Origin of the sequence: Polynucleobacter asymbioticus, assembly GCF_018687575.1 — a bacterium.
GTDB classification, from domain to species: Bacteria; Pseudomonadota; Gammaproteobacteria; order Burkholderiales; family Burkholderiaceae; genus Polynucleobacter; species Polynucleobacter asymbioticus_C.
The window spans coordinates 847,332-872,869 of record NZ_CP061297.1; the positions used below are offsets into that span (position 1 = coordinate 847,332).

At 43.6% G+C, this 25,538-nt stretch carries 25 protein-coding genes and 1 tRNA gene; 8 read left to right on the forward strand and 18 right to left on the reverse strand.

Annotated elements, in window-relative coordinates:
* The first annotated feature begins 156 nt into the window (after positions 1-156).
* Positions 157-1,326 carry an outer membrane beta-barrel protein gene (locus AOC19_RS04200; RefSeq protein ID WP_215377821.1) on the forward strand — a complete coding sequence of 390 codons (1,170 nt, stop codon included), beginning with the start codon at positions 157-159 and terminating at the stop codon, positions 1,324-1,326.
* A 24-nt stretch (positions 1,327-1,350) separates the two neighbouring features.
* The gene (locus AOC19_RS04205; protein WP_215377823.1) at positions 1,351-2,139 is read left to right on the forward strand and encodes a DUF4239 domain-containing protein; all 789 of its coding nucleotides are present in this window, start codon (positions 1,351-1,353) and stop codon (positions 2,137-2,139) included.
* Between the two features lie 140 nt (positions 2,140-2,279).
* Here AOC19_RS04205 and AOC19_RS04210 read toward each other — a convergent pair whose 3' ends face one another.
* Together AOC19_RS04210 and AOC19_RS04215 are read right to left on the reverse strand one after the other, a co-directional pair.
* A complete protein-coding gene (locus AOC19_RS04210) occupies positions 2,280-3,629 on the reverse strand; it encodes a TAXI family TRAP transporter solute-binding subunit (RefSeq protein ID WP_215377825.1) in 1,350 nt (449 codons plus the stop codon).
* A 32-nt stretch (positions 3,630-3,661) separates the two neighbouring features.
* Positions 3,662-4,561, reverse strand: coding sequence for a hypothetical protein (locus AOC19_RS04215; RefSeq protein WP_215377827.1), 900 nt, complete (start codon positions 4,559-4,561; stop codon positions 3,662-3,664).
* Positions 4,562-4,702: 141 nt separating this feature from the next.
* On the opposite strand from AOC19_RS04215, the gene AOC19_RS04220 reads away from it, so the two are divergent.
* On the forward strand, positions 4,703-6,451 hold the full coding sequence (locus AOC19_RS04220; protein WP_215377829.1) for a carboxylesterase family protein: 1,749 nt from the start codon (positions 4,703-4,705) through the stop codon (positions 6,449-6,451).
* 36 nt (positions 6,452-6,487) lie between these two features.
* Entirely contained in the window at positions 6,488-7,759 is a 1,272-nt protein-coding gene (locus AOC19_RS04225; protein WP_215377831.1) for a hypothetical protein, read from the forward strand.
* Positions 7,760-7,806: 47 nt separating this feature from the next.
* On the opposite strand, the gene AOC19_RS04230 is transcribed toward AOC19_RS04225, so the two are convergent.
* Both AOC19_RS04230 and AOC19_RS04235 read right to left on the reverse strand, forming a co-directional pair.
* A complete protein-coding gene (locus tag AOC19_RS04230; RefSeq protein WP_215377833.1) occupies positions 7,807-8,205 on the reverse strand; it encodes a YidH family protein in 399 nt (132 codons plus the stop codon).
* Between the two features lie 11 nt (positions 8,206-8,216).
* Positions 8,217-9,713 carry a hypothetical protein gene (locus tag AOC19_RS04235; RefSeq protein ID WP_215377834.1) on the reverse strand — a complete coding sequence of 499 codons (1,497 nt, stop codon included), beginning with the start codon at positions 9,711-9,713 and terminating at the stop codon, positions 8,217-8,219.
* Between the two features lie 127 nt (positions 9,714-9,840).
* Between AOC19_RS04235 and AOC19_RS04240 the strand changes: the two genes are divergently transcribed.
* A complete protein-coding gene (locus AOC19_RS04240) occupies positions 9,841-11,220 on the forward strand; it encodes a patatin-like phospholipase family protein (RefSeq protein ID WP_215377836.1) in 1,380 nt (459 codons plus the stop codon).
* A gap of 163 nt (positions 11,221-11,383) precedes the next feature.
* Here the strand turns inward: AOC19_RS04240 and AOC19_RS04245 are convergent, their stop codons facing one another.
* Together AOC19_RS04245 and AOC19_RS04250 are read right to left on the reverse strand one after the other, a co-directional pair.
* Positions 11,384-12,538 (reverse strand): Gfo/Idh/MocA family oxidoreductase, encoded by a 1,155-nt coding sequence (locus AOC19_RS04245; RefSeq protein WP_215377838.1) that lies wholly within the window; start codon positions 12,536-12,538, stop codon positions 11,384-11,386.
* Between the two features lie 21 nt (positions 12,539-12,559).
* A complete protein-coding gene (locus AOC19_RS04250) occupies positions 12,560-13,357 on the reverse strand; it encodes a sugar phosphate isomerase/epimerase family protein (protein WP_215377840.1) in 798 nt (265 codons plus the stop codon).
* A gap of 79 nt (positions 13,358-13,436) precedes the next feature.
* Here AOC19_RS04250 and AOC19_RS04255 point away from each other — a divergent pair, with 79 nt between their 5' ends.
* A complete protein-coding gene (locus AOC19_RS04255) occupies positions 13,437-14,183 on the forward strand; it encodes a hypothetical protein (protein ID WP_215377842.1) in 747 nt (248 codons plus the stop codon).
* Positions 14,184-14,408: 225 nt separating this feature from the next.
* A complete protein-coding gene (locus tag AOC19_RS04260) occupies positions 14,409-15,236 on the forward strand; it encodes an HNH endonuclease (protein ID WP_215377844.1) in 828 nt (275 codons plus the stop codon).
* 114 nt (positions 15,237-15,350) lie between these two features.
* On the opposite strand, the gene AOC19_RS04265 is transcribed toward AOC19_RS04260, so the two are convergent.
* The 7 genes from AOC19_RS04265 to AOC19_RS04295 all read right to left on the reverse strand — a co-directional run bounded on the left by AOC19_RS04265 (position 15,351) and on the right by AOC19_RS04295 (position 19,488).
* Positions 15,351-15,689, reverse strand: coding sequence for a hypothetical protein (locus tag AOC19_RS04265; protein ID WP_215377845.1), 339 nt, complete (start codon positions 15,687-15,689; stop codon positions 15,351-15,353).
* Between the two features lie 320 nt (positions 15,690-16,009).
* Positions 16,010-16,516: a hypothetical protein gene (locus tag AOC19_RS04270; protein ID WP_215377847.1), complete on the reverse strand. Its 507-nt coding sequence runs from the start codon at positions 16,514-16,516 to the stop codon at positions 16,010-16,012.
* Between the two features lie 8 nt (positions 16,517-16,524).
* Positions 16,525-17,202: a hypothetical protein gene (locus AOC19_RS04275; RefSeq protein WP_215377849.1), complete on the reverse strand. Its 678-nt coding sequence runs from the start codon at positions 17,200-17,202 to the stop codon at positions 16,525-16,527.
* Positions 17,199-17,438, reverse strand: coding sequence for a hypothetical protein (locus tag AOC19_RS04280; RefSeq protein WP_215377850.1), 240 nt, complete (start codon positions 17,436-17,438; stop codon positions 17,199-17,201). The genes AOC19_RS04275 and AOC19_RS04280 overlap by 4 nt, the downstream gene beginning before the upstream one ends.
* A gap of 189 nt (positions 17,439-17,627) precedes the next feature.
* Positions 17,628-18,314, reverse strand: coding sequence for a hypothetical protein (locus AOC19_RS04285; RefSeq protein ID WP_215377852.1), 687 nt, complete (start codon positions 18,312-18,314; stop codon positions 17,628-17,630).
* A 25-nt stretch (positions 18,315-18,339) separates the two neighbouring features.
* On the reverse strand, positions 18,340-19,338 hold the full coding sequence (locus AOC19_RS04290; RefSeq protein WP_215377854.1) for a tyrosine-type recombinase/integrase: 999 nt from the start codon (positions 19,336-19,338) through the stop codon (positions 18,340-18,342).
* Between the two features lie 74 nt (positions 19,339-19,412).
* Positions 19,413-19,488 (reverse strand) — tRNA-Asn (locus AOC19_RS04295).
* Between the two features lie 21 nt (positions 19,489-19,509).
* Between AOC19_RS04295 and thiD the strand changes: the two genes are divergently transcribed.
* The gene (gene thiD / locus AOC19_RS04300; RefSeq protein ID WP_215377855.1) at positions 19,510-20,394 is read left to right on the forward strand and encodes a bifunctional hydroxymethylpyrimidine kinase/phosphomethylpyrimidine kinase; all 885 of its coding nucleotides are present in this window, start codon (positions 19,510-19,512) and stop codon (positions 20,392-20,394) included.
* A gap of 20 nt (positions 20,395-20,414) precedes the next feature.
* On the opposite strand, the gene AOC19_RS04305 is transcribed toward thiD, so the two are convergent.
* The 5 genes from AOC19_RS04305 to thiC are packed head-to-tail and all read right to left on the reverse strand — an operon-like array spanning position 20,415 to position 25,500.
* Complete coding sequence (locus AOC19_RS04305; RefSeq protein WP_215377857.1) at positions 20,415-21,341, reverse strand: thiamine phosphate synthase; 927 nt, start codon at positions 21,339-21,341, stop codon at positions 20,415-20,417.
* Between the two features lie 12 nt (positions 21,342-21,353).
* Complete coding sequence (locus AOC19_RS04310; RefSeq protein ID WP_215377859.1) at positions 21,354-22,172, reverse strand: thiazole synthase; 819 nt, start codon at positions 22,170-22,172, stop codon at positions 21,354-21,356.
* 44 nt (positions 22,173-22,216) lie between these two features.
* Positions 22,217-22,414, reverse strand: coding sequence for a sulfur carrier protein ThiS (gene thiS, locus AOC19_RS04315; protein ID WP_215377861.1), 198 nt, complete (start codon positions 22,412-22,414; stop codon positions 22,217-22,219).
* Positions 22,402-23,562 carry an FAD-dependent oxidoreductase gene (locus AOC19_RS04320; RefSeq protein WP_285896597.1) on the reverse strand — a complete coding sequence of 387 codons (1,161 nt, stop codon included), beginning with the start codon at positions 23,560-23,562 and terminating at the stop codon, positions 22,402-22,404. Before AOC19_RS04320 ends, thiS begins: the two co-directional genes overlap by 13 nt.
* Positions 23,563-25,500 carry a phosphomethylpyrimidine synthase ThiC gene (thiC, locus tag AOC19_RS04325; RefSeq protein ID WP_251368082.1) on the reverse strand — a complete coding sequence of 646 codons (1,938 nt, stop codon included), beginning with the start codon at positions 25,498-25,500 and terminating at the stop codon, positions 23,563-23,565.
* Between the last annotated feature and the right edge of the window lie 38 nt (positions 25,501-25,538).

The window sequence follows — 25,538 nt, forward strand, 5'->3', positions numbered from 1 at the left end:
ATTATCTGAGGCAATGATTTTTATTTTTAAGCACCAGATTTAAAAATCTTACTTCTCATCGCGTCGGGTTGCTATATAGATCTATCAGTCTAATTCTTGGTTGATTCGAGTAATATTATATTTTTTCTGGTTATAGCCAGTATTTTTTTGCTTAGTATGCGCATTTACGCTCTGATCGCCTTTTTCTTGTATTTTATTTCTGCTGGTGCAATAGCTGCAGCAGAAGAGTCGATGGCGTCTGTTGCTATAACTATGGATGATTCTCTCTCCTTTGGCGGTAAGAGTCCGTCTCTGGATCTTGGCGGCCTGGGTGTTTGGCAGGTCACACCGGTTGCGTCGGCTTTAGCCTTCTCGCAAAACAATCCGCAGGGTGGTGCGGGAGATATATCTAATGCACAGCTATTAATTCAGAAATCCGAGGGTGACCTTCACTTTTTTATGCAGACTGGACTTTATTCGGTTCCAGTCTTAGGAAAGCCAATTGTGCGCACTTTGAGCAATACGGTAGATACCTACGGGTATATCCCAAGCGCTTCACTTTCTTACATTCTTGACCAAAACTGGTCTGTTACTGCTGGAAAATTAGCTTCAATGGGTGGATATGAGTCCACCATGACATTCCAAAACTTGAATATTCAACGTGGTTTGCTTTGGGACCAGACTAGCTCGGTATCTTATGGAGCTGTTGTGAATTATTCAAAAGATGATTTATCTCTCGCGGTTACATGGAACGATGGCTACTATTCAAATAAAATGAATTGGCTAGGTGCCTCTGGAGCATATCAACTAAATGATAAAGAGAGTGTCGGTTTGAGTTGGGTTGGGTCTACCAGTGGGAATGGACAAAACACATACAACACGCCTCTTTTACAAAACAACTCACAGATATTTAATGCACTCTATAAATATGATGGAGAGCGCTGGTATTTCGCACCATATTTACAGTACACCCTCATTCCCGTTAACGGCGCCATCGGAATCACATCGCAATATCAAACCTATGGGGCTGCACTCTTGGCAAATTACCGCTTTCCTGGCGCAACCCTTTCTGGTATCGGACATGCCAAGATGAGTCTGCCATTTCGTCTAGAGTACATCCAAGAAAAGGGTGGAACATTGAATAACGTAAACTCCATGTTGTATGGCCCCGATAGCTCAGCTGTATCGCTTACCATTACACCAACAATACAGCTTAATGGGTTTTTTGCCCGTGCTGAAGGCTCAGTAGTTCGGATTTCGAATCCAGAGCCTGGATTGGGTTTCGCGGCCAATGACTCAAAGCGCTCCCAATTTCGCATGATGTTAGAAGTTGGCTTGCTGTATTAATTGGAATATCTAAGAGGGAATTAAATGAGTATGGAATTATTGGAAAACCTTCCTAACTGGGCTCTTTTTATTATTTTCCCAGTCGGCTCATGGTTAGCTTTAGGGTCGCTTGTGCTCTTATTCAGGACTATTTCTAAGCCTCTGGGGTTTGAAGATTTTGATTCAAATATCCTTGATACGGCAACCCAAAATGTTATGTCTGGGGCTTATGTGGTTCTTGGATTTGTACTGGTGTTGGTGATGGCTACTGTAAATGAGATTGATAGCAATATCACAAAAGAGGCCAGCCAAATCGAGGGTCTTGATCGACTTTTAATTATCGAGGGGTCTCAAGCCGCTCAGACCACACGCCAAACTTTACATTTATATACAAAATCTATTGTGAGTGATGAATGGAGTCGCTTGGCTGGAGGCCCCAGAAATCCCATTACTCGCCAATATGCTGATGAACTATTTAAAAATCTGAGGGCTATACAGCCAGGCTCGGCTCTTCAGGTGGCGCTTTTCACAGACATCATTAGATCTGGGGATGAGATTGCTCAATATCGAAATCTCAGAATAATGAATTCCCAAAGCCACCTCCCAAATCTTTTTTGGCAATTAAGTTGCCTTACTTTTTTTGGCGTAATTGTTATTGCAGCTTTAAGATTGACTAATCTATCTAATATTCGAATCATTGCACTCTCGGTTCAACTAGCAATGCTTTCTTGGCTGCTAGCAACCGTCATGATTCTAGACTTGCCATACCTAGGCGTAGTTAAAGCCTCACCAGAAGCTTTTGAGAGGAGCATTCAACTAATGCAGGCTCGGTAACAGGGTGGAGGGACTATAGGCCAAAAACGTTAAGTGCTGTTTCAGATATCAGCCCTAGCAACCCTGATTATTTTGGCTGCAATATGCCCGTTATTGAATCCCAGTGCAATCCAAGGATGCTAAAAGATTAACTGCTTACTTTAGTCCTTAAGTATTTCAAGTTTTTGTTGTGCATCTCGCTTAATGCCAGCTACTGCATTTTTGAGATTGAAGTAGAAGCGAGAATTTTCCCCATATACATACAAGCCGGTGATATTTTGCTCGTATTCATGTGCCATCTTTAAAATCTCTTCAAGTTCCTGCCTTGTTTTAGCTTCAATAATTGCTTCATCTAGTACTCGAAGATTGATAAACATTTTATTCATCAAGCCCTTTGATGGGTAAAGTCTAGCTTCTTCAATCAATTTGATTGCTGGAATAATTAATGCAAAAAATGCAAAGATATAAACCCAAATGCTATCAAGCAGACTTGCTACCCAAATGGGCATGTAGCTAAATATGGTCGGGACGCCATTCTTATAAAAGCGCTCTGCAATGGGGCTCAACGGGAAGCTACGATCAACATCCCTTGGGAAAAAATCTGGCGAAGAGAAAAAGGCATTGGAGTCTCTATTGCTCTCTTTAGCTGCCAAAAGAAATGCCCATTGAATTGCGCGATGTGTATCTTTTTCAATTAATAGGTTTGTTGTTGAGGCTAGGATGGTGATATCTTGAGGAGGCTGAACTTTTTCGATGCTTCGAGAGCCCTTAGGCACAATTAGTTTTTGTAAATAAGGCAGCTTCTTAATATAAGCATCTGCAAGCGGGAAATTCATAATCTTGATATTGGTGTTCTTCAGCAATCCTTTAACTGTTTCGGACTGGATACCATCCACGATAAACAAAGCATCTATTTTTCCCTCTTCAAGGGCGAGGGCGCCATCTTTATGAGAAATCTCCAACACATTTCGAATAGGCCCAGATTCGCTAATTTGATATAGTTTTCTATAAAGGGTATTGGTAGCTTCCCCCGGCAATCCGATGGATATTTTTTTATTTGAAAAGTACTGAAATGGATCATTTGCACTTATCTCTGGCCCTTTATAAAAAATCCATATCGGAGCAAACTGTACGCTTCCAAGCGATACCAGATTGGGATAGTCCTTTCCTGAGGTATATCCGACCGTTAGAAAGCTTGCATTAATTTCAGAATCATTAGTATCTAGACCCTTAAGTCCATCACCAAGACCCTTAGTAGGGATTAACTCAAGTTTTATCTTTTGTTTCTTAAAAAAATCTTCAAAGTTATTGGATATTCTTTCGTAAGACGAACCGCCTTGTCCTATTGCTAGATAGGCAGTCTTTGGGGGAAGGGGGTTTATATAAATTGCTAACCCTATGAGGCATAGAATTCCGAGGGGAATGTAAATGTTAAAAAAGAATAATACTTTCAACCAACTCTTTTTCTCTTTTTGAAAAAAGAGCCTCAAGTACCTTTTGAGGTACTCCATTTGTGTGCTTACCTGGAAATTCATATTACTTCTCAGTCTTCATTAATTGAATAAATTAGTGCTGCTCGTTTAATTTTGCCGGAGAAAAAGTATTCTCTTTCATTATCAGTTCTAGTGTTTGGCCTTGGCATTTCAGGCGAGCTTAGGACTAGCTGATCTCCAAATACGCCTTTAAGTTTTACCGAACAACCAGGGTGGAGCTCAATATACGATGCGCCATCAATTGTTTCAAGATCAAATAAGTCACGATCAATATTTTTTGTTTTGCTGGCATCCAGCTTTAAACTACGATGAATTTCTATACGACTACTACTCGCATTAATACAGTCCTCAATTGGATTTAAGATTTCCAGATTCATAATTTGAACATGAGAATTTGCAAAGTCAATGCCATCATCAGCTGAATGATTGCATTTAATAGATTTGATAGACCATTCTGTTGGACCAACTCCTAATACTGAGAAGCCATCAATATCATCGCCAATACCAATAAGATTCCCAGACTTGGGGCTAATGTAGCTATCAGCCCTACCAAGATAGTTGGTGGTAATTAATTGAGCCGAGAAGTGAGAGAGTGGGTTTTTGCGGTTGGTTTTGAGGTGAAGGCCATCTTTACTTGCATTTGCATAATTGCCAAGAAACCAAATACCGCCGTTATCTGCTAACTTCACAGGTTTTAAGAGTTCATTCGCTGCCATAAGATGCATTTTCTTTGCGCTAAGACGAGAGCCTTGGTCAAAGATCAAAGCCGATCTTTTCAGGCGGCTAGATTTAAAAACACCATTTACTAATAATATTCTTACACCATTCCGAGCTGTTACTTTTACGTTTTTTAGAACCCTAACTTCGCCTTTGATGACATAGATCTTTGATGCACTTAAATTGAGGTTTTTCCGTATTTTTGATGGAAGGGTTACAAACTGATTTGTCATACAGATATTAAGGGCTTGAAGGGTCAGATTGTATATATTAGTCGTTATGTAATGTTCAGTGTTATTTTAGGCAATATATAATATTTTTTTTCGTATGGCCGCCAGGCAATCAACACATCAAATTCAACACTTAAGTTAATTATGACGAATTTCTCCCTAGCAAGATTTAGTCCATTTTTTTGTTTAATTGCACTCTTAATATTGCAATGCGTAAATATCGTCAATGCACAGTCGCAAGCGGTGACTGTTCAAACGTCATCAGGAGTCTTAAGGGGTCTTGCCGCTAATGGAGTTAGTGAATATAAGGGGATCGCTTATGCAACGGCAAATCGCTTTGAGATGCCCGTTGCCGCTCGTCCTTGGGTTGGGGTAAAAGATGCCACTAAGTTTGCAAGTAATTGTCCACAGGCAGCTCGTTTTAATTTAACCGAAGAAAGCTTAAACGAAGATTGTTTGTATCTCAATGTTGCAGTTCCATCAGATATAAAAGCCAACGAAAAGCTTCCGGTAATGCTGTGGATACCTGGAGGTGGATTTGTCGGGGGCGGCTCAAACCTGTATAAATTAGATCAGATGGCACGTGAAGGGCGCATGGTTATTGTTTCCATGAATTATCGTGTGGGACTTTTTGGTTTTATGCCCCATCCCGCCATGGATTCCTCCTCTAATGGGGATTTAGGCTTAGAAGATCAGCGTGAAGCCATGAGATGGGTGCAGAAGAACATTGCCGCATTTGGTGGGGACCCTAACAACGTAACCGTTGCAGGAGAGTCTGCTGGAGCTGGATCAATCTGTCAGCATTTAGCCAGCCCTGAAGTTGTTACCGGCCTATTTCAGAAAGCGCTTCTCATTAGCGGCGCCTGCTTGCAAGTTCTTCCAACGCTAAATCAAGCATTAGCTACTCCTATATGGAAGTCTGTTTCTAATAACCCGAAAGATCCTAATAGGCGCTTTAAGTGCCCAGTGCCAGGGGATACCAACTATTCCGAAAAGGAATCTTTGTCATGCCTGAAAAAGATATCCGTCGCAGAATTATTGGAGGCCCAAACCTATGAAGCAGGTAACTCCATTTTAAGTTTTGTGCCGGTGACCGGAAATAAGACGGTTCCACGCTCATTCAAGGATGCTGTTGCAACAGGCAATGTTGTGAGAGTCCCTATAGCGTATGGTGGAGCGCAAAATGAGCTTCGACTATATGTGGGCTATGACGCCTTAGGTGATAATGCAAACCATACAAAGTATCCTGCAAATCTAGAAAATGCTAATCGCTACTATTTGCCTGCGTTCTACGGATCGGATGAAAAAATAAACCAAAAAATTCTTGCACGGTATTTTGGTGATGCGAAAAATCCTAAGAACTTAAATGGCGCAACTTTAGGATCTATGTTGTCAGACTTTAATCCGCATGTCGGTATTAACAACTGTTTTTATCTCAGAACCTCTAATGCACTGAATGGCGTATCAAATATGCCCCCAATTTATCAATTTGAATTTGGAGATCCAAATGCACTTGTACTAGGTGTGGGTATTGCAAAAGGAAGTAACCCTGGTTTTCCATTAGGAGCCGTTCATTCTTCAATCCTAAATTATTTCTTCCCAAATCTTTCTAATACCGCTGCAATTAATGCTCCTAATTTACCGCCCCCTTCAGAGAAACTTGGTAAGCAGATGACTGCATATTTGGCGAGTTTTATGAGAGATGGAAAGCCAAGTCTTGCTGGTCAACCGGTATGGCCTCGATATGATGGGACAAAGGAAAAGCCATCTTCTAAGAATGTAATGTTCTTTAGTCCTGACAATATCCATACTTATAGTGCGTATGGTGGAGTGCAAGCAGGCTCCAAAGCAGGGCATCAATGTGCATTTTGGAATGAGATTTATCCCGAGTAATTAAGGGGAGGCAATGTTAAGTAAATGAAAGACTGTTTGATTATGAAAATTCGGGCTCTAGCTACTATTAGCATATTGGGATTGATAACAGGCTGCACTACGATTAACTCAACTAGTTTTAGTGATATGTCATCCGCCTATCGCGAGGTAGTGGAGAGTTATAGTAATGACAATATTCTTTTAAATATTGTTAGATCCTCCAAAAATATGCCATTAAGTTTTTTGGATATTCCCTCTGTTATTGGAACGGGGAACGTCCTTGCTAATGCAGGAGTTACTAGCTACCAGGCTGGGGTCCCTAGCGGTGCTGCCCCACCAACATCTACTACCGCCAACGTAGGTCTAGCAGTTAATAATGGCTTTACCTTCACTCAAGCATCATTGGATAACGCTCAATTCATGCAATCTTTTCTCAAAGAGATTCCACTGAGCGTTTTGGGTTTGAAAGGAACGGAACGACTTTTGCCAAGAGCAGTTTCTTATACACTGCTCATTGAGAGTATCGAATTGCGTTCCGATAATTCCATCGTTCACCGCTTTAATAACGACCCTTTAGACCCTAATTATCAAGAGTTCCAAAATCTTCTCTATTTGCTGATTGAGTCAGGTTTAACAGTAGAAAATAAGCCTCTCAAAACTCCATTGGGACCTCCGATTGATAAGAATCTGCTGACAAAATCCTTTGACTCTTGGGGTTCATCAACGATAGATAACTTGGCGAAAGGTACTATTTCGTTCGATAAGACAAATCTTGGTGGAAAAGATGCTTATCAATTGGTTCGTAATGATTCTCGTGCTCGCGTTTGTGTAAACGAGGCTCGAGCAAAAGAGCTTCTTGGGAATTTATTAAGTGCGGAGGCTTATTGCATGGATTCGCCAAAGTATCCAAAGGCTGATCTGAGCTATGCAAATGCAATAAAGTCATTTTCTGCCTCTTATCCTAAAGCAAAAAATATGGAGCTTGTCATAGGAATTCGCTCCCCCGGTAATGTCTTTGATTTTCTAGGCTCTGTCTTGAATGCACAATTTATGGGCGATGGATCCAAGATGGTAATGATTAAGCCTTCTAGGTCGGTTTTTGATAGCTATAACGAGCGCTATCAGAACAATCTTCCATTTTTTAAGGTTTATAAAAATGAGTCAATAAAGAACTCCGTTGCTACAGTTAAATATAAAGGTGTAACCTACTCAATAGCGGATGACGATGGCTCATACAGCAAAGATGTGATGGAGTTTATGTCTACCCTTGTCACAGTTGCAAAGATTCCTGGGGCCATCCCCCCATCACCAGCTGTAATCGTGAGATAGCTTTTTATTCCATGCCTGTTGGCGCTGCAATGATGATTTCTAATTTTTCACACAACGAATGAGTTAGAAATCATCAGCCAAGTGGCTAGTCCGATAGCAGCGAAGAACATGGTGTAACTAACTAGTGGCCCAAGAAAAATAAAGTAACTATCTGGAAGATCGCTTTGGGGAAGGGTTTTCAGGAAGTTTTTGTATTGCAGCACGGATAAAAGGGAGACCATAGCTCCCATAACTATAAAAAATATTCCGATAAAAGTTGAAAGATGAATGCTGTTATCTGGAATGCTATTAGCAATTTTTAGGAATTTTATAAAAATACCAAAGCGTTCAATGACAAATCCAAGCGCAATAAAAGAAATAGATGATCTTTGCCATGCTAGGAGGGTTCTTTCTGCTGCAAAGAAAACCTGAGGATTAAAGGCGGCTAATTTTTTATTATTTTCCATGACCGATATTATCAGCCTAATTCAGATGGCCAATTGCCAAGGGTAAAAAGAATTTCTGAGGGGCAGGGCTTAACGATTAAGTTCCCGGTTTCGGGTTGATAGCAAGAATCTTGATAATGAACCCATGAGTTTTCCTGCCCATAGGCTGAGCTCACTGTTACTGGGTCGGTACTATTTTTTTTAAATAAATGCTCCAACAATACATGCAAAAGAAGCGCCTTGTCACGATCTGTGCCCGAACAAAGTCGTATTGTTTCATCGGGAAGCGCAACACGATCGCGATCATTAAAAATGGAATCCATTTTAGTGATGCCCTTAACTAGTGCGATTGCTTCAGACGCATCTTTCATTCCATGCGCAATTTGTATAGCTAGTGGACTGCGCCTTGCTGCCTCAAGGTAGGGCGTAACACTCTCTACGAGCCAGGAGCGATATGTATAGGTTATGGTTGACTGCCAGGGTTCAGGGAGTTTCTTTATGATGCTTTTGATATCCTCTTTAGTTCCAATTCTGAGTGTACTTTGTAGTGCGGCACTAAATGGGGACTGTGTGATGACTCTTTTTTGTTTAATCAAGCCTGCGTCCAACTGTTGTAGACGCATACCAAAAAACACATCCATCTTCTGTATGTACTCATTAAGGTGATCTGAATCTATTGAGCATTGTCCGGAACTCAGTTCAAAGACTCCCGCAACAGTGATAATCTTATTGAAATCTGCGAATACTGTGTCAAAACATGCCTGTGCATCCCCCGCAAACTCAGTTTCTACTAATTTTTTCCACTGGGATTTTGAGTGCAGGTGATTTTTTCCGTAAAACCACCACAACTCGTTAGTGGGCCCATATCCAAATACGCTATAGTGACTTGGGCTGGAAAGAATTATGATGCTAGAAATCTCCTTGGATTTCATTGTAAGAACAAGTGCTATAAAAATAGTTGCTTCATCCAGGCATGAGGTTAGGCCATTGGGAGCTCGTGACCCATGAACGCTGAATTTTCTGTGCGCGTGCACGAGATCATAGATCTGGTAAATATATGCTGGGAATCGTTCATGGCCGATCTCCTCGAGTTGTCCCTTCAATGCCACAGATTGCTGACCCCCTAGACAAATCCGCTTATTAAAAATTTGCTGAATATCTTTAATAATGGGGTTAAGCAGTCTTGAGCCTAGTCTATTTTTTTCGAGCTTAACATCTAAATAACCATAAATTTCTGCTATTTCGTTGGGATGTAAATGTTTGAAGTCTCGATCAATTTGACGTTGAATTGCCCTTATGATTCTTGGAACGCCTTCATCGATTAAGGACTCAATTGACGATGCGCGCTCATTTATATCGAACTCAGATATGGTTGAGTATTTTGAGTTGATCTTTTCAGATAATTTCCATAGTTCAGGCGAAAGCAAGTTTGCTAAAAGAAGGGGTGCAATTAACTCGCTGTTGCACAAAACATCAAATATGTTGGGGGAAACGTAAGCACTAAAATCACGATTAATTTCTTGGTCCATGATCTTAATAATAAGGCTATCTCTATTTATGTTTCTGGGCAGACCTAAATTATCATTATTGATGGTGTCTAATGTCTAATTTCTAGTGTCTTGTATTCTTTGTGTATTGACGACTTTACTTAAATATATGAAATATTTAAAAATTCTGGGATTTTTATTATTAGGCCTAGTAGTTTCAATAGTTTGCCTCTACCTAGCCTATGCAAATAAAAAGCCTTGGCTTAATCAACCTCTCAAGTTTGAGCCATCAATAACTAATGTAGGCCTCGGCACAAAAATCCTTGGTGACCACACAGATAATTTCTCTACAGTAGTCGTTTTAACTTTTTCAGGGGGCGGTACTCGGGCCGCTGCTTTTTCATATGGTGTTTTAGAGGGATTGCGAGATTCGAAAATAGGTAAAGGGGCTTTTAATAGAACATTACTTGATGAGGTGGATCTGGTAAGCGGCGTTTCTGGGGGGAGCATTCTGGCTTCCTATTTTGTTGCATTTGGCTCAGAGACTTTCAAATCATTTAAAGACCAGTTTTTATATGCAGATTTTGAAACTAACCTAGTTAAATCCTCTCTACGGCCAGATAGACTTTTCGGAATGATGTCACCGTGGTATGGACGGGGGGACGTATTGGTTGAGCAGTTAAATAATTTGTTTCAAGATAAAACATTTTCAAATTTGCCGGATAGGCCGCGTCTGCTGGTCTCTGCAACCGATTTAGCTACAAGTAGACCATTTCCTTTTACAGAAGAGCAATTTTCATTAATATGTTCCGATTTAAGGTCTGTTCCCCTTGCATATGCTGTTGGCTCATCATCGTCAGTTCCAGTAGTATTTAGCCCTATCGTTTTGCAAAACTATTCCAATACGAGTGCGTGTATTCATAAATCTCCCATTACATTAAATACAAAATATAAGCACAACTATCATATGGATGGGCTTTATGAAGATAAGAGTTCTTACTTAAATTCTCCAGATAGAAGATATATACACCTGGTAGATGGAGCTGTTTCTGACAATCTTGGTCTTTTATCCTTATTAGAGCAATCAAAATCAGAAAGCATTGCATCTCTGGTTGATTCTGCCCCCAAAAATTCCGTACATAATCTTGTATTCATAGTTGTGAACTCTGAAATTCCTCCACTAAGAGCAATTGACCAAAGTGGGGTAGTGCCAAATGTGGGTCAGGTAATTAATGCCATTCGCACGACAAAAAATTCCCAAGCTTCTGCAGACTTAAGTAGGGTGCTTAAAACGTCTATTGGCAGCTGGGAAAAGCAATTAAGAGCTAGAAATGATTCGAGATCTCCATTTGCAAACGATATTCAAATTCATTTAGTAATGGTTAACCTTTTAGATACCCCTGATCTAGCATTGCGCGATAAATTAGTAAATGTTTCAACTACACTTCAACTTCCCAAGGATGTAGTTGACGATTTAATAGGTGCTGGCAGGCTAACTCTTTATTCTCAATCTTCATATGCTAATTTAATGAAAACCCTTGGAAAATAAGGAGGGGTAATAATTAGATAGATGCTACGCGCCAGGCTCAAACCAGGTAGACCTGCGGTCTAATAAAGTTCTTGGATCTCTATTTACCCCGACATGTCTCTAATTTTCCCAGAGTTTAAATATTATCTAAAAGGATAATATTTAAACCTTGCTTGGCGTTGTCTCACGCAATATACGGAGGCGTCATGATTTTGAAGCGTCTGGATTCGTCAATTCTTGCTCTCGAGCCTTCCTCACTGCCGAGTACATCATTCGAGTCGTCCATATCGAACCATCCGCTGCGTGCCCATTCATGCAGCTTTGTGACATCTTGTAAGGCCCGCCTGACAGAACAGGGATTCGGGCCGATGTTCGAAAAACATCGCATTGACCTATTTAAATGCTGGATCATCGTGTCATCCTCTATCGCATTGATCTGATGGTCAAGTACATAGTTACGGAACACCAGCAGACAGCCCTGGCGTCTAGGAAGAACACCAATTGGTTCAAAGCACCCGATAATCTGATAGGGCGTGTTCTGCGGATCTATCCCGTCAATCCGCAAAATTCTATAACGCGTCGACGCATCATCCTCTGCTATGCGCTGCTCAGGAAGGGCAAATGGTGGGCAAGGGTAACCAATGATCCCGGACATCGATGTGTACAGCTCAACGATGCAGCCATTGGTTGCAATATATTTCATGAACGCACCACCCTGATGCGACAACCCCATAGTCTTGAGAGCGACACTGTCGATGTCTGTTTCCAGAATCTCTGCAGCGGCATAGGCCTCGCCGAGTTCGCCGATGAGCGCTAATAGATGTGATCCCTCATAGCCAAGCGCTCCAAGAGCGTTGTCAATAAACCGTCCTTTCAGATAGTCTTTGCCGCGATGTTTGGTCATTTCTACGATAACCCGGGTCGGGGTCAAAGCGAGTGCCAGGACCTTATCCTTGACTGCCTGAGTGATTGCAGAGGAACAGTAATTTTCATTTACAACAATATGCCCTTTGTGGCTTGCTAGTACTGCATTGACTAGGGCAATATCCTCAAAATCGCAGATCGGTTTTTCGATCAGAATATTCGCATAAGGGTTGAGCGCGCTGATAGCCTGTAATATTTCTGCATGCACACGCGTTGGCGTACAAATATCAAAAAAATCAGGATGCAGGGCGATTGCTTCCTCTACCGACCCTAATGGTTTCAGGCCCGCCTGTCTGATCTGCTCAATGCGCAGTGGATCTGACTCAAGGACGCCGATGGTTTGAACGTTCAACTTACTGAACGCTTGTTCGTGAATATGGGCGATTGTCCCATAGCCAATGCGGATGCATTTCATATCAATTGTTCAAGCGTACGCTCAGGAATGGGAATTGAGCCAGGAATGTCTTAAAAAATCAAGACTTTCGCGCATAGCGGTGAGTGGATCACCCTGAATATAGCCTTCGACGCTCAGTCGACCAGAAAAGCCACCTTGTTTAATATTTCTAAAAAAAGAGCCATAGTCATACGATCCTGTCCCTGGATTCAGCCGACCTGTATCTGCAAGGTGAAGGTGTGCTAGCCAGCCTGTATCTCTAGACAACACGTCGAGTGCTTCGGACTCCTGATCCATATGAAAGAAGTCTGCTAGCGCGCGTACCCGGGGGTGATTGAATACTTTTGCGATCCGTACGCCATCGGCGACACTGTTGATGAGACTGGATTCCTTGCGGTTTAGGGGTTCGATGACTAGAGTAGTCTCGAGACCTTTCAGACCTTCTGTGCACCATGTGAGCGTGGTGAGGAAGTCTGCTTCTGCTTGTTCGGCGCTCCAGCCCTCTGGAATATTTCTGCTCGCACCGCTTCCTAGAACCAGAATGTCAGTCTTGGCAATTGCCAGAAGTTCGGCGACCCGATCAAAATAGTTGCGGTTTCGACGTGTATCTTTTTCAGGACCTACAATTTTTAAATAAGCAGGGAAGAGCATGTTGAATGCTCGCGCCGGTAGGGCAAGGTCTCTGATTTGTGCTTTGGCATTTGCAAAGGCGGTATCATCTTCAAGTTGCATCGGAGCAAGCTGCCCCTCAAAATAGTCAACTCCCGCCTGTTGCATCAGCACGGCATGTTTTGGATGGCCACACCAGCCGAATTGGGGTACATCACCTTTGGTTTGCATACTTTTCTGTAGCGTCTTTAAAGAATTAATTATTTTAAAGCTTATTCCTGACAGTGATTTTATTTTCTAATTTTTGAATATGACGTGTCAACGCCCCTTTTTAAGTAGGCTTTCAAGTTTGCTGCAGAGATATCCGGGCAAGCTTCTGGGTCTGTTGCGCATCCCAATGGATCTCGCGATGTTCTGGGCGGGCGTGCAGACGATGACATTTGCTCCGTTATTTATAGGACAAGATTTGCATGCTCGTGAGTGGGTGATCTCTGTCGGGGGACTTGCCACCGTGATGCAGACAGGTAACCCCTGGATTGCCTGCGTCGGTCTTATCGGACTACTCTCGAGTATCGTGCTTATTATCTACGCAGATCCTGTGAAACACCCCGGCGAGCCAGATCCACAGGATCATCAGAGTTTGCTAAACCCTTTGAAGTTCTGGAAATACCCCTGGGAGTTTGCGTCACTGATGGCGATTGGTAAAGCACTGAATCTGCTGATGTCAGGGATATCCCGTGGGCGGCTAGATGACCTCTTTCTGGCGATATGCCTGATTATTGGTCAGTTACTTGTGCAGATCCCTCAACGTTCCCTTATTCCTGGTGCGCTTAGCCCTCAAAGTCTGCTTGCGAAGTTGAAAGAAAAAATTGCAGAGAATCCTAATAGGGCTTGTGCGCACGTGATGAATATCGGGAATCTAGTTTTTACGATCTCCGCATTGGTAATGCTGGACTTTCCAAGGATTTTTGCCGGTCTGTGGAATATATGCTTGAATGCCTACTTGATGGCACGCTCTAGTAAGCGACTAACTCCGGTGAGCCGCAACCAGAATTAAAAGGCTGCGCGACTTTGTGCAAACTCTAATCGTGGTGATAGTGGTGGTTAGTGATGTTGTCAGTGCTGGTCAACCAAGAAAGACCAAAACTATTTTCTAGCAGTTTTTCTTTGAATATCTGCTTTGGGTCGATAACAGCCATCCAAGACCAACGGATTGATTGATCCGTTGCTCCTAGATCAAAGTATTAGGGGCTTAATATCTCTGCTGGCTTAGAATATCTGAATGTCATTTAATCCGAATCTTGAGCAGGGTGCTGAGCTAATTAATGAGCAGTTATGCAATCTTTTTGGCGTAAGTCCTCAGGGCGGCATGAGAAGGTCGCTTAAAAATGATGCTTTAGTGCTAATTTCTAATCGGATTGAGTCTCCCTATCAAGACCGTTTTGTCGATGGAGTAATTCACTACACAGGCATGGGGCAAATTGGCCACCAAGATCTAAACGCTTCTCAAAATAAGACCCTAAAGGAATCACCGTCAAATGGAGTGAGCATATTTTTATTTGAGGTCCTAGAGACAAAAAAATATACCTTTACTGGTCAGGTTCATTTAGTTGGGGAGCCTTATCAAGAGATCCAAGAGGATGTTGAAGGCAAAGATCGAATGGTGTGGATGTTTCCTTTAGGACTTGTTGCGGGGCAGGTTTTACAGCCAGTACCAGTTGAGAAGGTAAAAGAGTTGGAAGTTGCGCGTGAGCGCAAGATTACTAAGTTGGACAGAGTAGTGCTTGTTCACAGGGCTAAGCAGGCGGCTAAAGTTCCTGGTTCAAGATCGGTTATTGCTAGGCAGTACCAGCGGAATGAGTATGTGGCAGAGGAGGCCAGGCGAAGGGCTCAAGGTGCCTGCCAGCTATGTGATACCGCTGCTCCATTTGCTAATAAATCTGGTCAGCCTTACCTTGAGGTTCATCATGTCGTTTGGCTTGCTAGAGGTGGTGAAGATAGTCTTGAGAATACGGTCGCTCTTTGCCCGAATTGCCATCGTCGAATGCATGTTCTCGATTCTGATTCCGATAAAAACTTACTGCTCACCAAAATAGCCTCACATCAATAGTTATTTTAATTCTCTCCATTAACCAACGGATGGTTGGTCCGATTCTCGTCCGGTTGGTTCGTAGGCTTGTGGCTCAACCTAGACCAATGGTTTTGATATCCTTTGCACTGAAATTTAGTCTTTTGATAGCCAATGCGAGACATTGGAAGGATTTTGTTCGTGACGGCCATATCCATATGGAAATTCATCTATAACCTTTGTAATCATCGGTTGAAGTATTTGTGCCTGGGAGTTTCCTAGCTTTGCATGAATATAGGGTGCTGCCGCTACTGCATAGGGAAATGCTGCTTCATATTCACCTTGGTCAACCTTATCACTCATACACCTCAAAATAACCTCTAGGGGCGTCATTGCCTCTGATTGAACAAAGTCCCTTGCAACCTTTGTTGTTTTCTCTGTAGGGCTTCCTTTGCGCCTTCCTGAGCCTGGTCTTCTACCGCCATGTCCAGCCATTATTCGCTCCAATCTTGAAATCATCGATTCTTTTCAATTTCTTGATACCAAGTTTATTTGGCTAATGCTTATATATGGGCAAAAATGACCAAACTACCTTAAACCTTTTACAACCGATAAATTAAACCGAAAGCTTTCTGTTATTGATGCTCATAAGGAGTGGCTTTACTAGAGGGTGTCCTTGCTTTGGTCTAAGAAACTTATAAGATAACCCCAGATAGATCCTTGCTCTGGTCTTACGGATAAATTGATCAATCCTTGCTATGGTCTTATGGTTATGTTCATAAGTCCTCTCCATGGTCTAAGAACATCAATTTCGATTAGCATGATTGCGCAATTTGACAATGAGTTTGTCTAATCTTTAGCGGCTTAACAGGTATCATCTTTCTTCTAAGCTTTGTTTCGGGTGATGGTACCCAATGGGCATAGGCGCCTCGTGGAAAATCTTGAACTTTCACATCAATACCTTTCGTTATTTGTAGTGCTACCCAACAGATTGCGAACCAGCTTGCTTTATTGGGCCTATGGCCCTGAACCGTTTTAAAAATTAGTTGATGCTCTAGAAGCTCATCTAACGCCTTCTTAAGGGATCCAGCAGAAGTCCATCCACGTCTCTCGCTCATATATCTCCATGACGCTAACAAAGATCCATTGTTATCACGGCCGTTATATTGCATTGCTATGTCAATCATGAGGCGAATTGCATTTCCTGAAAGGGTTTTATATGCCGAGCTATTGAGCACATAATGGGGAATAACAATAACTGCGCCATTTGGATCATCACGCTTTGCGGCATATAGTTTTTTGCTATTTTTAGCGCTTGGCATCTTTGAGCTCAGAATGGAGAATCGCTGCCACCAATTATCGGATTCTTGACTCTATCAAGAACCCTACTGAAATCTACTACGTTGTCGTTTGATTTTGATAATTGTCGGGCAATTCTGATATCTTCTTTTTGGCATTGGAGAAAGTGCTGTTCTTGAGTCTGCTTTTGATTTAACCATTCTCTCTCTTCATATTTCTCAAGAATGGCGAGAAGGGCGATCATTACATCGCGATAGGTCGAATTTTTATCTATCTTAATAGGATCGCTTTCATCATCGATTGAGTCACACGGCGGGGCCGTATTTAACTGATTTAATTCATGTTCTTTTATTTCATAAGCAAGATCATGAAAATTGTCATTTATTTCTTTGGTAATTTTATTTAGGATGCGAATCACATCCTTTGGTTTAGCACTGGGATCTATATTTATAGAAATGATCTCGGTTTCAAATTCTTTGGGCTGTAAGCTTCTCGAGAATGGTCTTTGAAGAATGTGGTCACCATCAGGATCGTTCCAACAATCATCCGCAAAGACTTTTTCCCCCGATAACCTCTTTTCAGTAATTCCGCTATACCTTATGACCGTCCGAATTTTGTTTGAAAGATAGCTTTCAATTAGAGCCAATGACTTCGGGCTGTCATTTTCGATAATGAATAATTTTTTTAAAATTTCTAATTTTGTATTCATTTTTCGAGCTCCTCTTTGGCTAATGCCTGAGCAATCTCAATTACCTTAAGATCATAAGCTGGTCGTATGCGGTGCCATCTTCTTCGCACTTTAATTAGCACGCCAGCCTGTACCAAGGACTTGCGATTGATGCGCTCGAACCAGTCGAGAGCGTTCTGAGACCCAAATAGACTCTTTCCTTCGGGTGTTTCTAAAAATTCAGTTTTGCTCTGAACGCTAGACAAAGTTGCCTCCATAATTCTTTTCCTTTTAATAAATAATTCACACAAATGCGTATGTGGTCTGTTGATTGGTCAGACGAGACGGCGATATACCGTCCTGAGTGAGACTTTATTTTTTAAGAGGTGGAATGAGAATGGGGGGATGGAACCTAACAGCTTATGTTCGAACCTAGGTGGCTAGGTGTGGGGATATATACAACAGTATTACTCTATTTCAGAGCGCCATTGTCTTAATGTCTTTGTAGTGAGGGTTTTATAGAACTTGCATTCCTTAAGCATTTCTTTAAGAAAGGTTTCCTGATCTGGATAGTCAAGTGGATTGCTTTGCCAGATTGCAAATTCTCTTAAGATCATTTCCTTGTCGATCTGAGCTTCAGGTGAATTGGTCTTGCGTTTATCTTGATTCATGCCACCTATAAGTGACTTCTGATGTGGATATAAGGACGCCACATGGATTTGACCTAATAAGTAATTGGCTTGAGCGATTAATTCCAATGACTTATTTATGTCACCCAATATTGCATAGTGCTTTGCAAGCGGAAGACTAAGCAGTAATTCAGCTATTGCCACATTCGTTAATGTCATCAAGTTATCCTTTATTAAATCACGGACAAATGAGACTTCTCGTGGATCTGTTAAGCACTCGATCCGATCTCTTTTAAACTTCTCATGAGTTTCTTTAATAAATTCTATGTCCGATTTACATCTCAAATCGTTAAGTTTTTTTATTTCCTCAATCTCCTCAAGCATCAAGATGCGCTCAGGATCAGTTGAATCCACTTTAGTGAAACTAAGCTCTGATACCGTCTTAATAATGATCAAAAGTCTCTGATAGACCTCGTCTGCTTGTTGTTCAATTGAAGGTGTCAATAAATTTAACTTATTGTTCATATGATTTGTCCTCATTAGTACTTTATCAGTTGGTCTGCGTCGCCATCTGTCCACCCTGGAAGGATTTGCGGATCATCTCTTTGCGAGAGTCAATGCAAAGGTGGGCATATCTTTTAGTCATGGCTAAGGACTTATGGTTCATGGATTCTGCTATTGCCAGCAGGGGTATTCCTTGTTTGGCCAACCAACTTGCATGGGAGTGACGTAGTGAGTGAAAGCACAGACGATCCTTGGGTGCGACCTCTGGTCCGTCCTCTAAGTTAGCGTCCTTCACGGCCCGCTTCCAAGCCTTGGTGAAGTTCATTTGCCGATAAGGGTTCTGTCCACAGAAAATCAGTTCATCAGGCTTGGCAGCCCCTTTAAAGCGTTTCAATTCTGAGATGATTTCTGGCAAAAGCACCAAGACAAAGGGCTCTCCGTTTTTGGTTCTTTGGACTAAGGCTTCGCCAACTTGAAGATCAACATCCTGCCATCTCAAGTTCATCAATGCACCCCTGCGTGCACCAGTAGTCACAGCCATCATGATTAGGGCGGTTAATTTGTGCCAACATGAGATCCGAGCCATCTTGACGAGTCGATCGTATTCATCATTAGTAAGGTAGCGAGTACGAGCGTTATCCTCTTCTAAGCGCTCCGTATCTGTAACAGGGTTGGTCCAGCCTTTAGGCATAAGGCGTTTTTTTCTTGCCCAGGTTAAAACACCTTGAAGAGATGTGCGATAACGATTCACGGTAGCTGGAGCAAGTGGCTTGTTGACCTTAGTCATTTCACCACCAGGCTTTGTTCCACCACGGTTATGAAGTTTTCCACGATTGGTAAGAACATCAAGGCAGTCTTGAACATCATCAGCATCGATGTCACAAGCATTCTTGTTTCCTAGAATTTCTACAAAGAAATGGAGTCGGCTACCAAGGTAGGGGTCTAAGCCCCTATATCCAGCCATGTAAGTATCAGCGAGTGCCGATAAACTGAAGCTTTCACCCCTAATCAGGGGGCGATTAACTACTAAATATTGATGTTCCATGTTTATTTCTCCAGAAAAGAGCAACAGTCAGTTGCAAATTAATGTCGACGGCAAACACAGACCACACAAGCATTTGGCTCCTCGACCTGGGCTCGAACCAGGGACCTACGGATTAACAGTCCGGCGCTCTACCAACTGAGCTATCGAGGAATAAGCCGATATTATAGCAAGATGAAATCACTCACTCCAAGTTCTGTACAGATCCCTAAAGTATTGACTATCGCCGGGTCCGATAGTGGCGGCGGCGCGGGCATTCAGGCTGACCTCAAAGTCATTACAGCCCTTGGTGGCTATGGGATGACGGTCATCACCGCCATCACAGCCCAGAACACTTTGGGGGTGAGTCGTATTCAGGATATTGACCTCGATGTAGTGGAGGCTCAGATCGATGCGGTATTTATGGATATTGGAGTAGACATCGTCAAAATCGGCATGTTGGCCAGCCCAGAAATCGTTGGTACAGTGGCATCAGCCCTCAAGCGCCTTGGTGCCAAAAGAATTGTCCTAGATCCGGTATTAAGGGCTACATCAGGCGCTAGCCTTGGGGGCGATGACACCGCCCAAGCCATCATTAAGGAGTTATTCCCCATGGCGACTTTAGTGACCCCAAATCTGGAGGAGGCTTCTTTATTACTAGGTCGGGAGCTGCGTGGTCCGGATGACTTCAAACTGGCTGCAGAAGAATTGCTCGACATGGGCCCCCAAGCCGTCTTGATCAAGGGTGGTCATCTCGATAAAACCCATACTCAATTGACCGATTTTCTGATGTGGCGGAGTATGGAAGATGGTCTTGAGGTAGTGCAATCAAAAGAGTTCAAACACTACCGCGTCAATACCGCCAATACTCATGGCACTGGTTGCTCATTAGCATCCGCTATTGCAACCTATTTAGCAGACGGACATGATTTGCCACATTCTGTAGCAAAGGCAATTTCTTATGTGGAAGCAGGGCTCGAGGCAGGGCGTTTCTTGAGTATTGGTGAGGGACCAGGCCCTTTATGGCACATGCATGATTTCTATAAAACAGTATTGCCAGAAGAAGAGGGTAAGTATTAATTAAGCCTGAGGCTAATACTTTAGGTTTTCATTAACTCTTGTAATCGTTTCACCGCAGCCTGAGGGTCACTTGCACCATTAATTGCTCTGACAACCGCAACAGAGCCAACACCGCTTTGTGCCACTGCATGAATACTGCTTTCATCAATGCCGCCAATGGCTACTAAAGGGTAGTGATTCATTAACTGGGCGTACTTATATAAACGCCCTAAACCTTGAGGCGCTGTAGCCATCTTTTTGAGATTTGTTGGGAACACAGCACCCATCGCGATGTAGCTTGGACAAAAGCGATCAGCGTAGACCATCTCGGCATAGCCATGCGTACTAAGGCCTAAGCGCAAACCTGCAGATCGAATGGCATCTAAATCTGCCGTTTCTAAATCCTCTTGCCCCAGATGAATGCCATAGGCACCAGCCTCAATCGCCTCTTGCCAATAATCATTGATAAAAAGTAGTGTCCTACTACCTTTAACCGCATCAACAGATTGTTTAATCTGCTTGCGGATCAGTTTTTGGTCGTCTGATTTCAGGCGCAGTTGCACGGTTGGCACTTGCGCATCTACCATTCTCTTTACCCAATCCGCATCAGGCATCACAGCATACAAACCCAAACGCTTTGGACACTCTGCGAAAGCCTTAGGGTTCATGTTTCGTGTCCAGGGAAGCAAATCAAAATGCTCTGGCCTAGACGGCCATTTAAAGGGATTAAAGCCACCATCTTGATGGACCATGCGTGACCACGCCTTACCTAAGACCTTGGCATCACATTCAATAAAGCCCATTTCAATTGCGGCGAGCATGCCAGCTAGTTCGTAATGATCGGCAGCAGATTCATTATCAATTTTTGGTGGTGGTGATGACATGCTGTATGCCGGAATAGGCAAACTCAAATCATCCTTGGAATGGGCTGCAACAATTTGATCCGCAAGGTCGCGAACTAAGCTCATCAGTAGCGCTCTTTAACTTTGATGCCAGAAGGGCGTGCCAACTAGCGGCGTACTAGCTTGCGCAGACTGCTGAGCCTTCATGGCACCAGAGAGGTAGGCAGTACGACCTGCATCAACTGACATCGCAAACGCTTTGGCCATGGCGACCGGATCATCAGCTAAGGCAACCGCAGTATTCAATAGAACACCATCAAAACCCCACTCCATCACACTACAGGCATGAGAAGGTAGGCCTAAGCCAGCATCGACTAAAAGTGGAACGTCCAAGCGGTCACGAAGCAGTTTTAAAGCGTAAGGATTTAAAGGGCCTTGACCAGTACCAATTGGCGCAGCCCAGGGCATGACAGCCTGACATCCCACATCCACTAAGCCTTGGCATAAGATGAGATCTTCGGTGCAATAAGGCAGAACCTTAAAACCATCTTTAATTAAAGTTTCCGCTGTAGATACCAAACGCAAAGTATCGGGCTGCAAAGTGTAGTCATCGCCAATGAGCTCTAACTTAATCCAATTGGTTTCAAAAACTTCACGTGCCATCTGCGCTGTAGCAATGACTTCCTTTGGGCTATGGCAACCGGCGGTATTGGGTAAAACGGGTACAGCCATTTTTTTCAAGAGATCCCAAAAACCAGAATGGGCTTCAGTAGTTGAAGTGCCTTGTCTGCGTAGACTTACTGTAATCATTCCAGGATTAGACTGCTTCACAGCATTCTCTAAAACTTGTGGAGAAGGGTAGCGTGATGTCCCTAGTAATAATCGGCTGGCAAAAGTCTCCCCATACAGCACTAATGAATCTGCAGTATTTAAAGGATTCGGTAAAGGGGCTGTCATCTTAATCAAGTACTCGTATCTATTTTTCTGTATTCGGCGCGGGCTTAGCCACCAGTCACAGGAGAAATCACTTCCATCTCATCGCCTTCACGTAATACCTCATCAGCATGTCTGGTCTTGGGTACAAATTCATAATTGATCGCAACCGCAAATGGGGGCTGTGCATCAATCATGATTAGCACATCATCAATCGTGCTGTTCTCTGGAACCTCTTTCGCAACTTGGTTTACTAAGATGCGCATGCACTGAACTCCTGATGGCTAGTAGCGGCGATGCTGACCTGTAAACCCAAATCAATTGCAGTTGGACTCGAGCCTGAGCTCAGTAGCTCGAGGGCGCAATCCAAAATCGCTGGTGAGATCATGAAGCCATGGCGATAAAGGCCGTTGATCATCATCAGGCTAGCGTGATTGGGTTTTTCTTCAACTGATATTTCAGGCAGATTATCTTTGAGCGTAGGGCGGCACTGGGTTGCCATCTCTAAAATGCGCGCTTCGGCAAATCCGCTATGCACGGTATACACCGCACTCAGTAACTCCATGGCTGAACGCAGACTCATTGGCGAGAGATCTTCAGACTCAATCTCTGTAGCGCCAACCACATAGACATCATCTTCCTTGGGGGCGATATAGATCGGATAGCGTGGATGAATTAGGCGAGTAGGGCGTCGTAGCTTGACCTCGGGTGCATGGAGGCGAATCACTTCGCCACGCACTCCCCGTAAATCTTTGGAGGCTTTATCAGGCTGATTCCAAGATCCCTTGGCACCCAGGCCACGACAATCAATCACCCAATCAAAGCCATTCTCCTGACTGCGAAGTTGCTCTGGGTCGGTAGCTTGATTCCAATGACAAGGCACTTTCATCAAGGTGAGCTCAACTAATAAAGCCTCCAGTAATTGGCGGTTATCAAGCTGACCTTCATTAGGGAGGTAAAGGCCTTGGGTAAACCGCTCTGCAACACCGGGCTCAATTTCTGCGAGAGACTGACTGTCCAAATGCATTGGCTTTGAAAGAGATGGATTACGATCACAATTTCTTTCAAGATGAGAGGCAAAACGTTCTGCATCACTGGCATCTTGACGGTGCCACAAGATCAAAGTGCCATCTTGCTGAAAAAATACTGGCTTAGCTAGCTCATCAATAATTTGCTTCCAACGAGGCAAGCTATGAACACCCATACGCACAACGTTATCTTCAGTAATGGCAGATTCCGCTAGTGGAGCCAGCATGGCCGCAGCAACCCGTGCTGCCGAATTAGCAGCATCTGCAGCACCTTTCTCAAACAGCTTTACACGAGCACCACGCTTCGCAAGTGCGACCGCTAGCAGCCGACCCATGAGGCCGGCGCCAACGATGGCATATTTGCCGTTTGAGAATGCGCTACTCACTTACTGATAAATCTCACTACCGCGCTTACGGAACTCTGCTGACATCTCTTCCATTCCCTTTTGTGGATCGGTAGAAGCCTCTGCAGTAATCGGAATAACTTTCGATTTAGGATTGCCGTCAGCATCTAAAGTCGCTGCGTAATCACGCACTTCTTGAGTAATCTTCATTGAGCAGAACTTCGGTCCGCACATGGAGCAGAAGTGAGCAATCTTGGCGCCTTCCGCAGGCAAGGTGGCATCGTGGTATTCACGGGCACGCTCAGGATCTAAGCCCAGATTAAATTGATCTTCCCAGCGGAACTCAAAACGCGCTTTGGATAAAGCGTTGTCGCGTACTTGAGCACCCGGCAAACCTTTGGCCAGGTCGGCACCATGCGCCGCAATTTTGTAGGTGATGATGCCGGTACGAACATCTTCTTTATCGGGCAAACCTAAATGCTCTTTCGGTGTGACATAGCAAAGCATGGCCGTACCGTACCAACCAATTTGCGCAGCACCGATACCACTGGTGATGTGATCATAGCCAGGAGCAATGTCGGTAATCAATGGTCCGAGGGTATAGAAGGGTGCCTCTAGGCAGTGCTTCAATTCCTCAGTCATGTTCTCTTCAATGCGCTGCATAGGGACGTGACCAGGGCCTTCAATCATCACTTGAACGTCATGCTTCCAGGCTTTGGCAGTCAATTCACCCAGAGTATGGAGTTCGCCAAACTGGGCAGCATCATTCGAGTCAGCAATACAGCCTGGGCGCAAACCATCACCCAAGCTAAATGACACGTCATAAGCCTTCATGATTTCGCAAATCTCGTCGAACTTCGTGTAGAGGAAGTTTTCTTTATGGTGAGCCAAGCACCACTTCGCCATAATCGAGCCGCCGCGAGAAACAATGCCAGTAATACGATCGGCTGTTAATGGCACATAACGCAGCAATACACCAGCATGAATAGTGAAGTAGTCCACACCTTGCTCAGCCTGCTCAACTAAAGTGTCGCGGAACATTTCCCAAGTGAGGTCTTCTGCAATACCACCTGTCTTATCAAGCGCTTGATAGATTGGAACGGTACCAATCGGAACTGGTGAATTACGAATAATCCACTCACGGGTTTCATGAATATGCTTACCGGTAGACAGATCCATGATGGTGTCTGCACCCCAACGAATCGACCACACCATTTTTTCTACTTCCTCATTAATGGAGGAGGTCACGGCTGAGTTACCGAGGTTGCCGTTAATCTTCACGCGGAAGTTACGGCCAATAATCATTGGCTCCAGTTCTGGGTGATTGATATTCGCTGGAATGATTGCGCGACCCGCAGCAATTTCAGAGCGGACGAACTCGCCAGTAACAATCTCAGGCAGGTTGGCACCATAGCTCTTACCAGGATGCTGCTTGAGTAACTGTTTGTATTCCGGATTCTTGCGCAATTGCTCAAGACCCATGGATTCACGTAAAGCTACGTATTCCATTTCTGGAGTGACGATGCCTTTGCGGGCGTAATACATTTGGCTTACGTTCTGTCCTGCCTTAGCGACGCGCGGAGGATTGATATGGGCAAAACGTAAATTCTGAGTTGCCGCATCTTGTGAGCGGGCAACACCGTATTCAGAGCTCGGTCCAGCCAATTGCACTGTGTCACCGCGTTCTTCAATCCAGCTCTTACGCAATAAAGGCAAACCTTTTTCAAGGTTGATCACAATGTCAGGGTCGCTATAGGGACCTGATGTGTCATAAACCGGAACAGGGGGGTTGGGCACCATCTCTTCGCCTACACGCGTTGATAGCTGCTCAATCATGCGAATTGGCGCTTTGATGTCTGGACGCGAGCCCTCTAAATAGGTTTTGGTAGAGGCGGGATAGGCAAATTTTTGGCCAAAGTCACGCTCTAAGCTTTTTAAGCTGGGGATTTCTTGTTTAGTTTTTGTGTTGGTATCGCTCATGTCCATCTCCTGACTGTAATTAGATGGACGAAACCGGG

Excerpts from the sequence above, each read along its gene's own strand:
- AOC19_RS04280 (WP_215377850.1), bottom strand. The coding sequence starts at position 17,438 with ATGGAGGCAACTTTGTCTAGCGTTCAGAGCAAAACTGAATTTTTAGAA.
- AOC19_RS04200 (WP_215377821.1), top strand. The coding sequence starts at position 157 with ATGCGCATTTACGCTCTGATCGCCTTTTTCTTGTATTTTATTTCTGCT.
- AOC19_RS04260 (WP_215377844.1), top strand. The coding sequence starts at position 14,409 with ATGTCATTTAATCCGAATCTTGAGCAGGGTGCTGAGCTAATTAATGAG.
- AOC19_RS04240 (WP_215377836.1), top strand. The coding sequence starts at position 9,841 with ATGAAATATTTAAAAATTCTGGGATTTTTATTATTAGGCCTAGTAGTT.
- AOC19_RS04230 (WP_215377833.1), bottom strand. The coding sequence starts at position 8,205 with ATGGAAAATAATAAAAAATTAGCCGCCTTTAATCCTCAGGTTTTCTTT.
- thiS (WP_215377861.1), bottom strand. The coding sequence starts at position 22,414 with ATGCGCATCTTAGTAAACCAAGTTGCGAAAGAGGTTCCAGAGAACAGC.
- AOC19_RS04255 (WP_215377842.1), top strand. The coding sequence starts at position 13,437 with ATGACGTGTCAACGCCCCTTTTTAAGTAGGCTTTCAAGTTTGCTGCAG.
- AOC19_RS04275 (WP_215377849.1), bottom strand. The coding sequence starts at position 17,202 with ATGAATACAAAATTAGAAATTTTAAAAAAATTATTCATTATCGAAAAT.
- AOC19_RS04205 (WP_215377823.1), top strand. The coding sequence starts at position 1,351 with ATGAGTATGGAATTATTGGAAAACCTTCCTAACTGGGCTCTTTTTATT.
- AOC19_RS04210 (WP_215377825.1), bottom strand. The coding sequence starts at position 3,629 with ATGGAGTACCTCAAAAGGTACTTGAGGCTCTTTTTTCAAAAAGAGAAA.
- AOC19_RS04310 (WP_215377859.1), bottom strand. The coding sequence starts at position 22,172 with ATGACAGCCCCTTTACCGAATCCTTTAAATACTGCAGATTCATTAGTG.
- AOC19_RS04245 (WP_215377838.1), bottom strand. The coding sequence starts at position 12,538 with ATGAAATGCATCCGCATTGGCTATGGGACAATCGCCCATATTCACGAA.
- thiC (WP_251368082.1), bottom strand. The coding sequence starts at position 25,500 with ATGAGCGATACCAACACAAAAACTAAACAAGAAATCCCCAGCTTAAAA.
- AOC19_RS04215 (WP_215377827.1), bottom strand. The coding sequence starts at position 4,561 with ATGACAAATCAGTTTGTAACCCTTCCATCAAAAATACGGAAAAACCTC.
- thiD (WP_215377855.1), top strand. The coding sequence starts at position 19,510 with ATGAAATCACTCACTCCAAGTTCTGTACAGATCCCTAAAGTATTGACT.
- AOC19_RS04265 (WP_215377845.1), bottom strand. The coding sequence starts at position 15,689 with ATGGCTGGACATGGCGGTAGAAGACCAGGCTCAGGAAGGCGCAAAGGA.
- AOC19_RS04220 (WP_215377829.1), top strand. The coding sequence starts at position 4,703 with ATGACGAATTTCTCCCTAGCAAGATTTAGTCCATTTTTTTGTTTAATT.
- AOC19_RS04235 (WP_215377834.1), bottom strand. The coding sequence starts at position 9,713 with ATGGACCAAGAAATTAATCGTGATTTTAGTGCTTACGTTTCCCCCAAC.
- AOC19_RS04290 (WP_215377854.1), bottom strand. The coding sequence starts at position 19,338 with ATGGAACATCAATATTTAGTAGTTAATCGCCCCCTGATTAGGGGTGAA.
- AOC19_RS04285 (WP_215377852.1), bottom strand. The coding sequence starts at position 18,314 with ATGAACAATAAGTTAAATTTATTGACACCTTCAATTGAACAACAAGCA.
- AOC19_RS04270 (WP_215377847.1), bottom strand. The coding sequence starts at position 16,516 with ATGCCAAGCGCTAAAAATAGCAAAAAACTATATGCCGCAAAGCGTGAT.
- AOC19_RS04305 (WP_215377857.1), bottom strand. The coding sequence starts at position 21,341 with ATGAGCTTAGTTCGCGACCTTGCGGATCAAATTGTTGCAGCCCATTCC.
- AOC19_RS04250 (WP_215377840.1), bottom strand. The coding sequence starts at position 13,357 with ATGCAAACCAAAGGTGATGTACCCCAATTCGGCTGGTGTGGCCATCCA.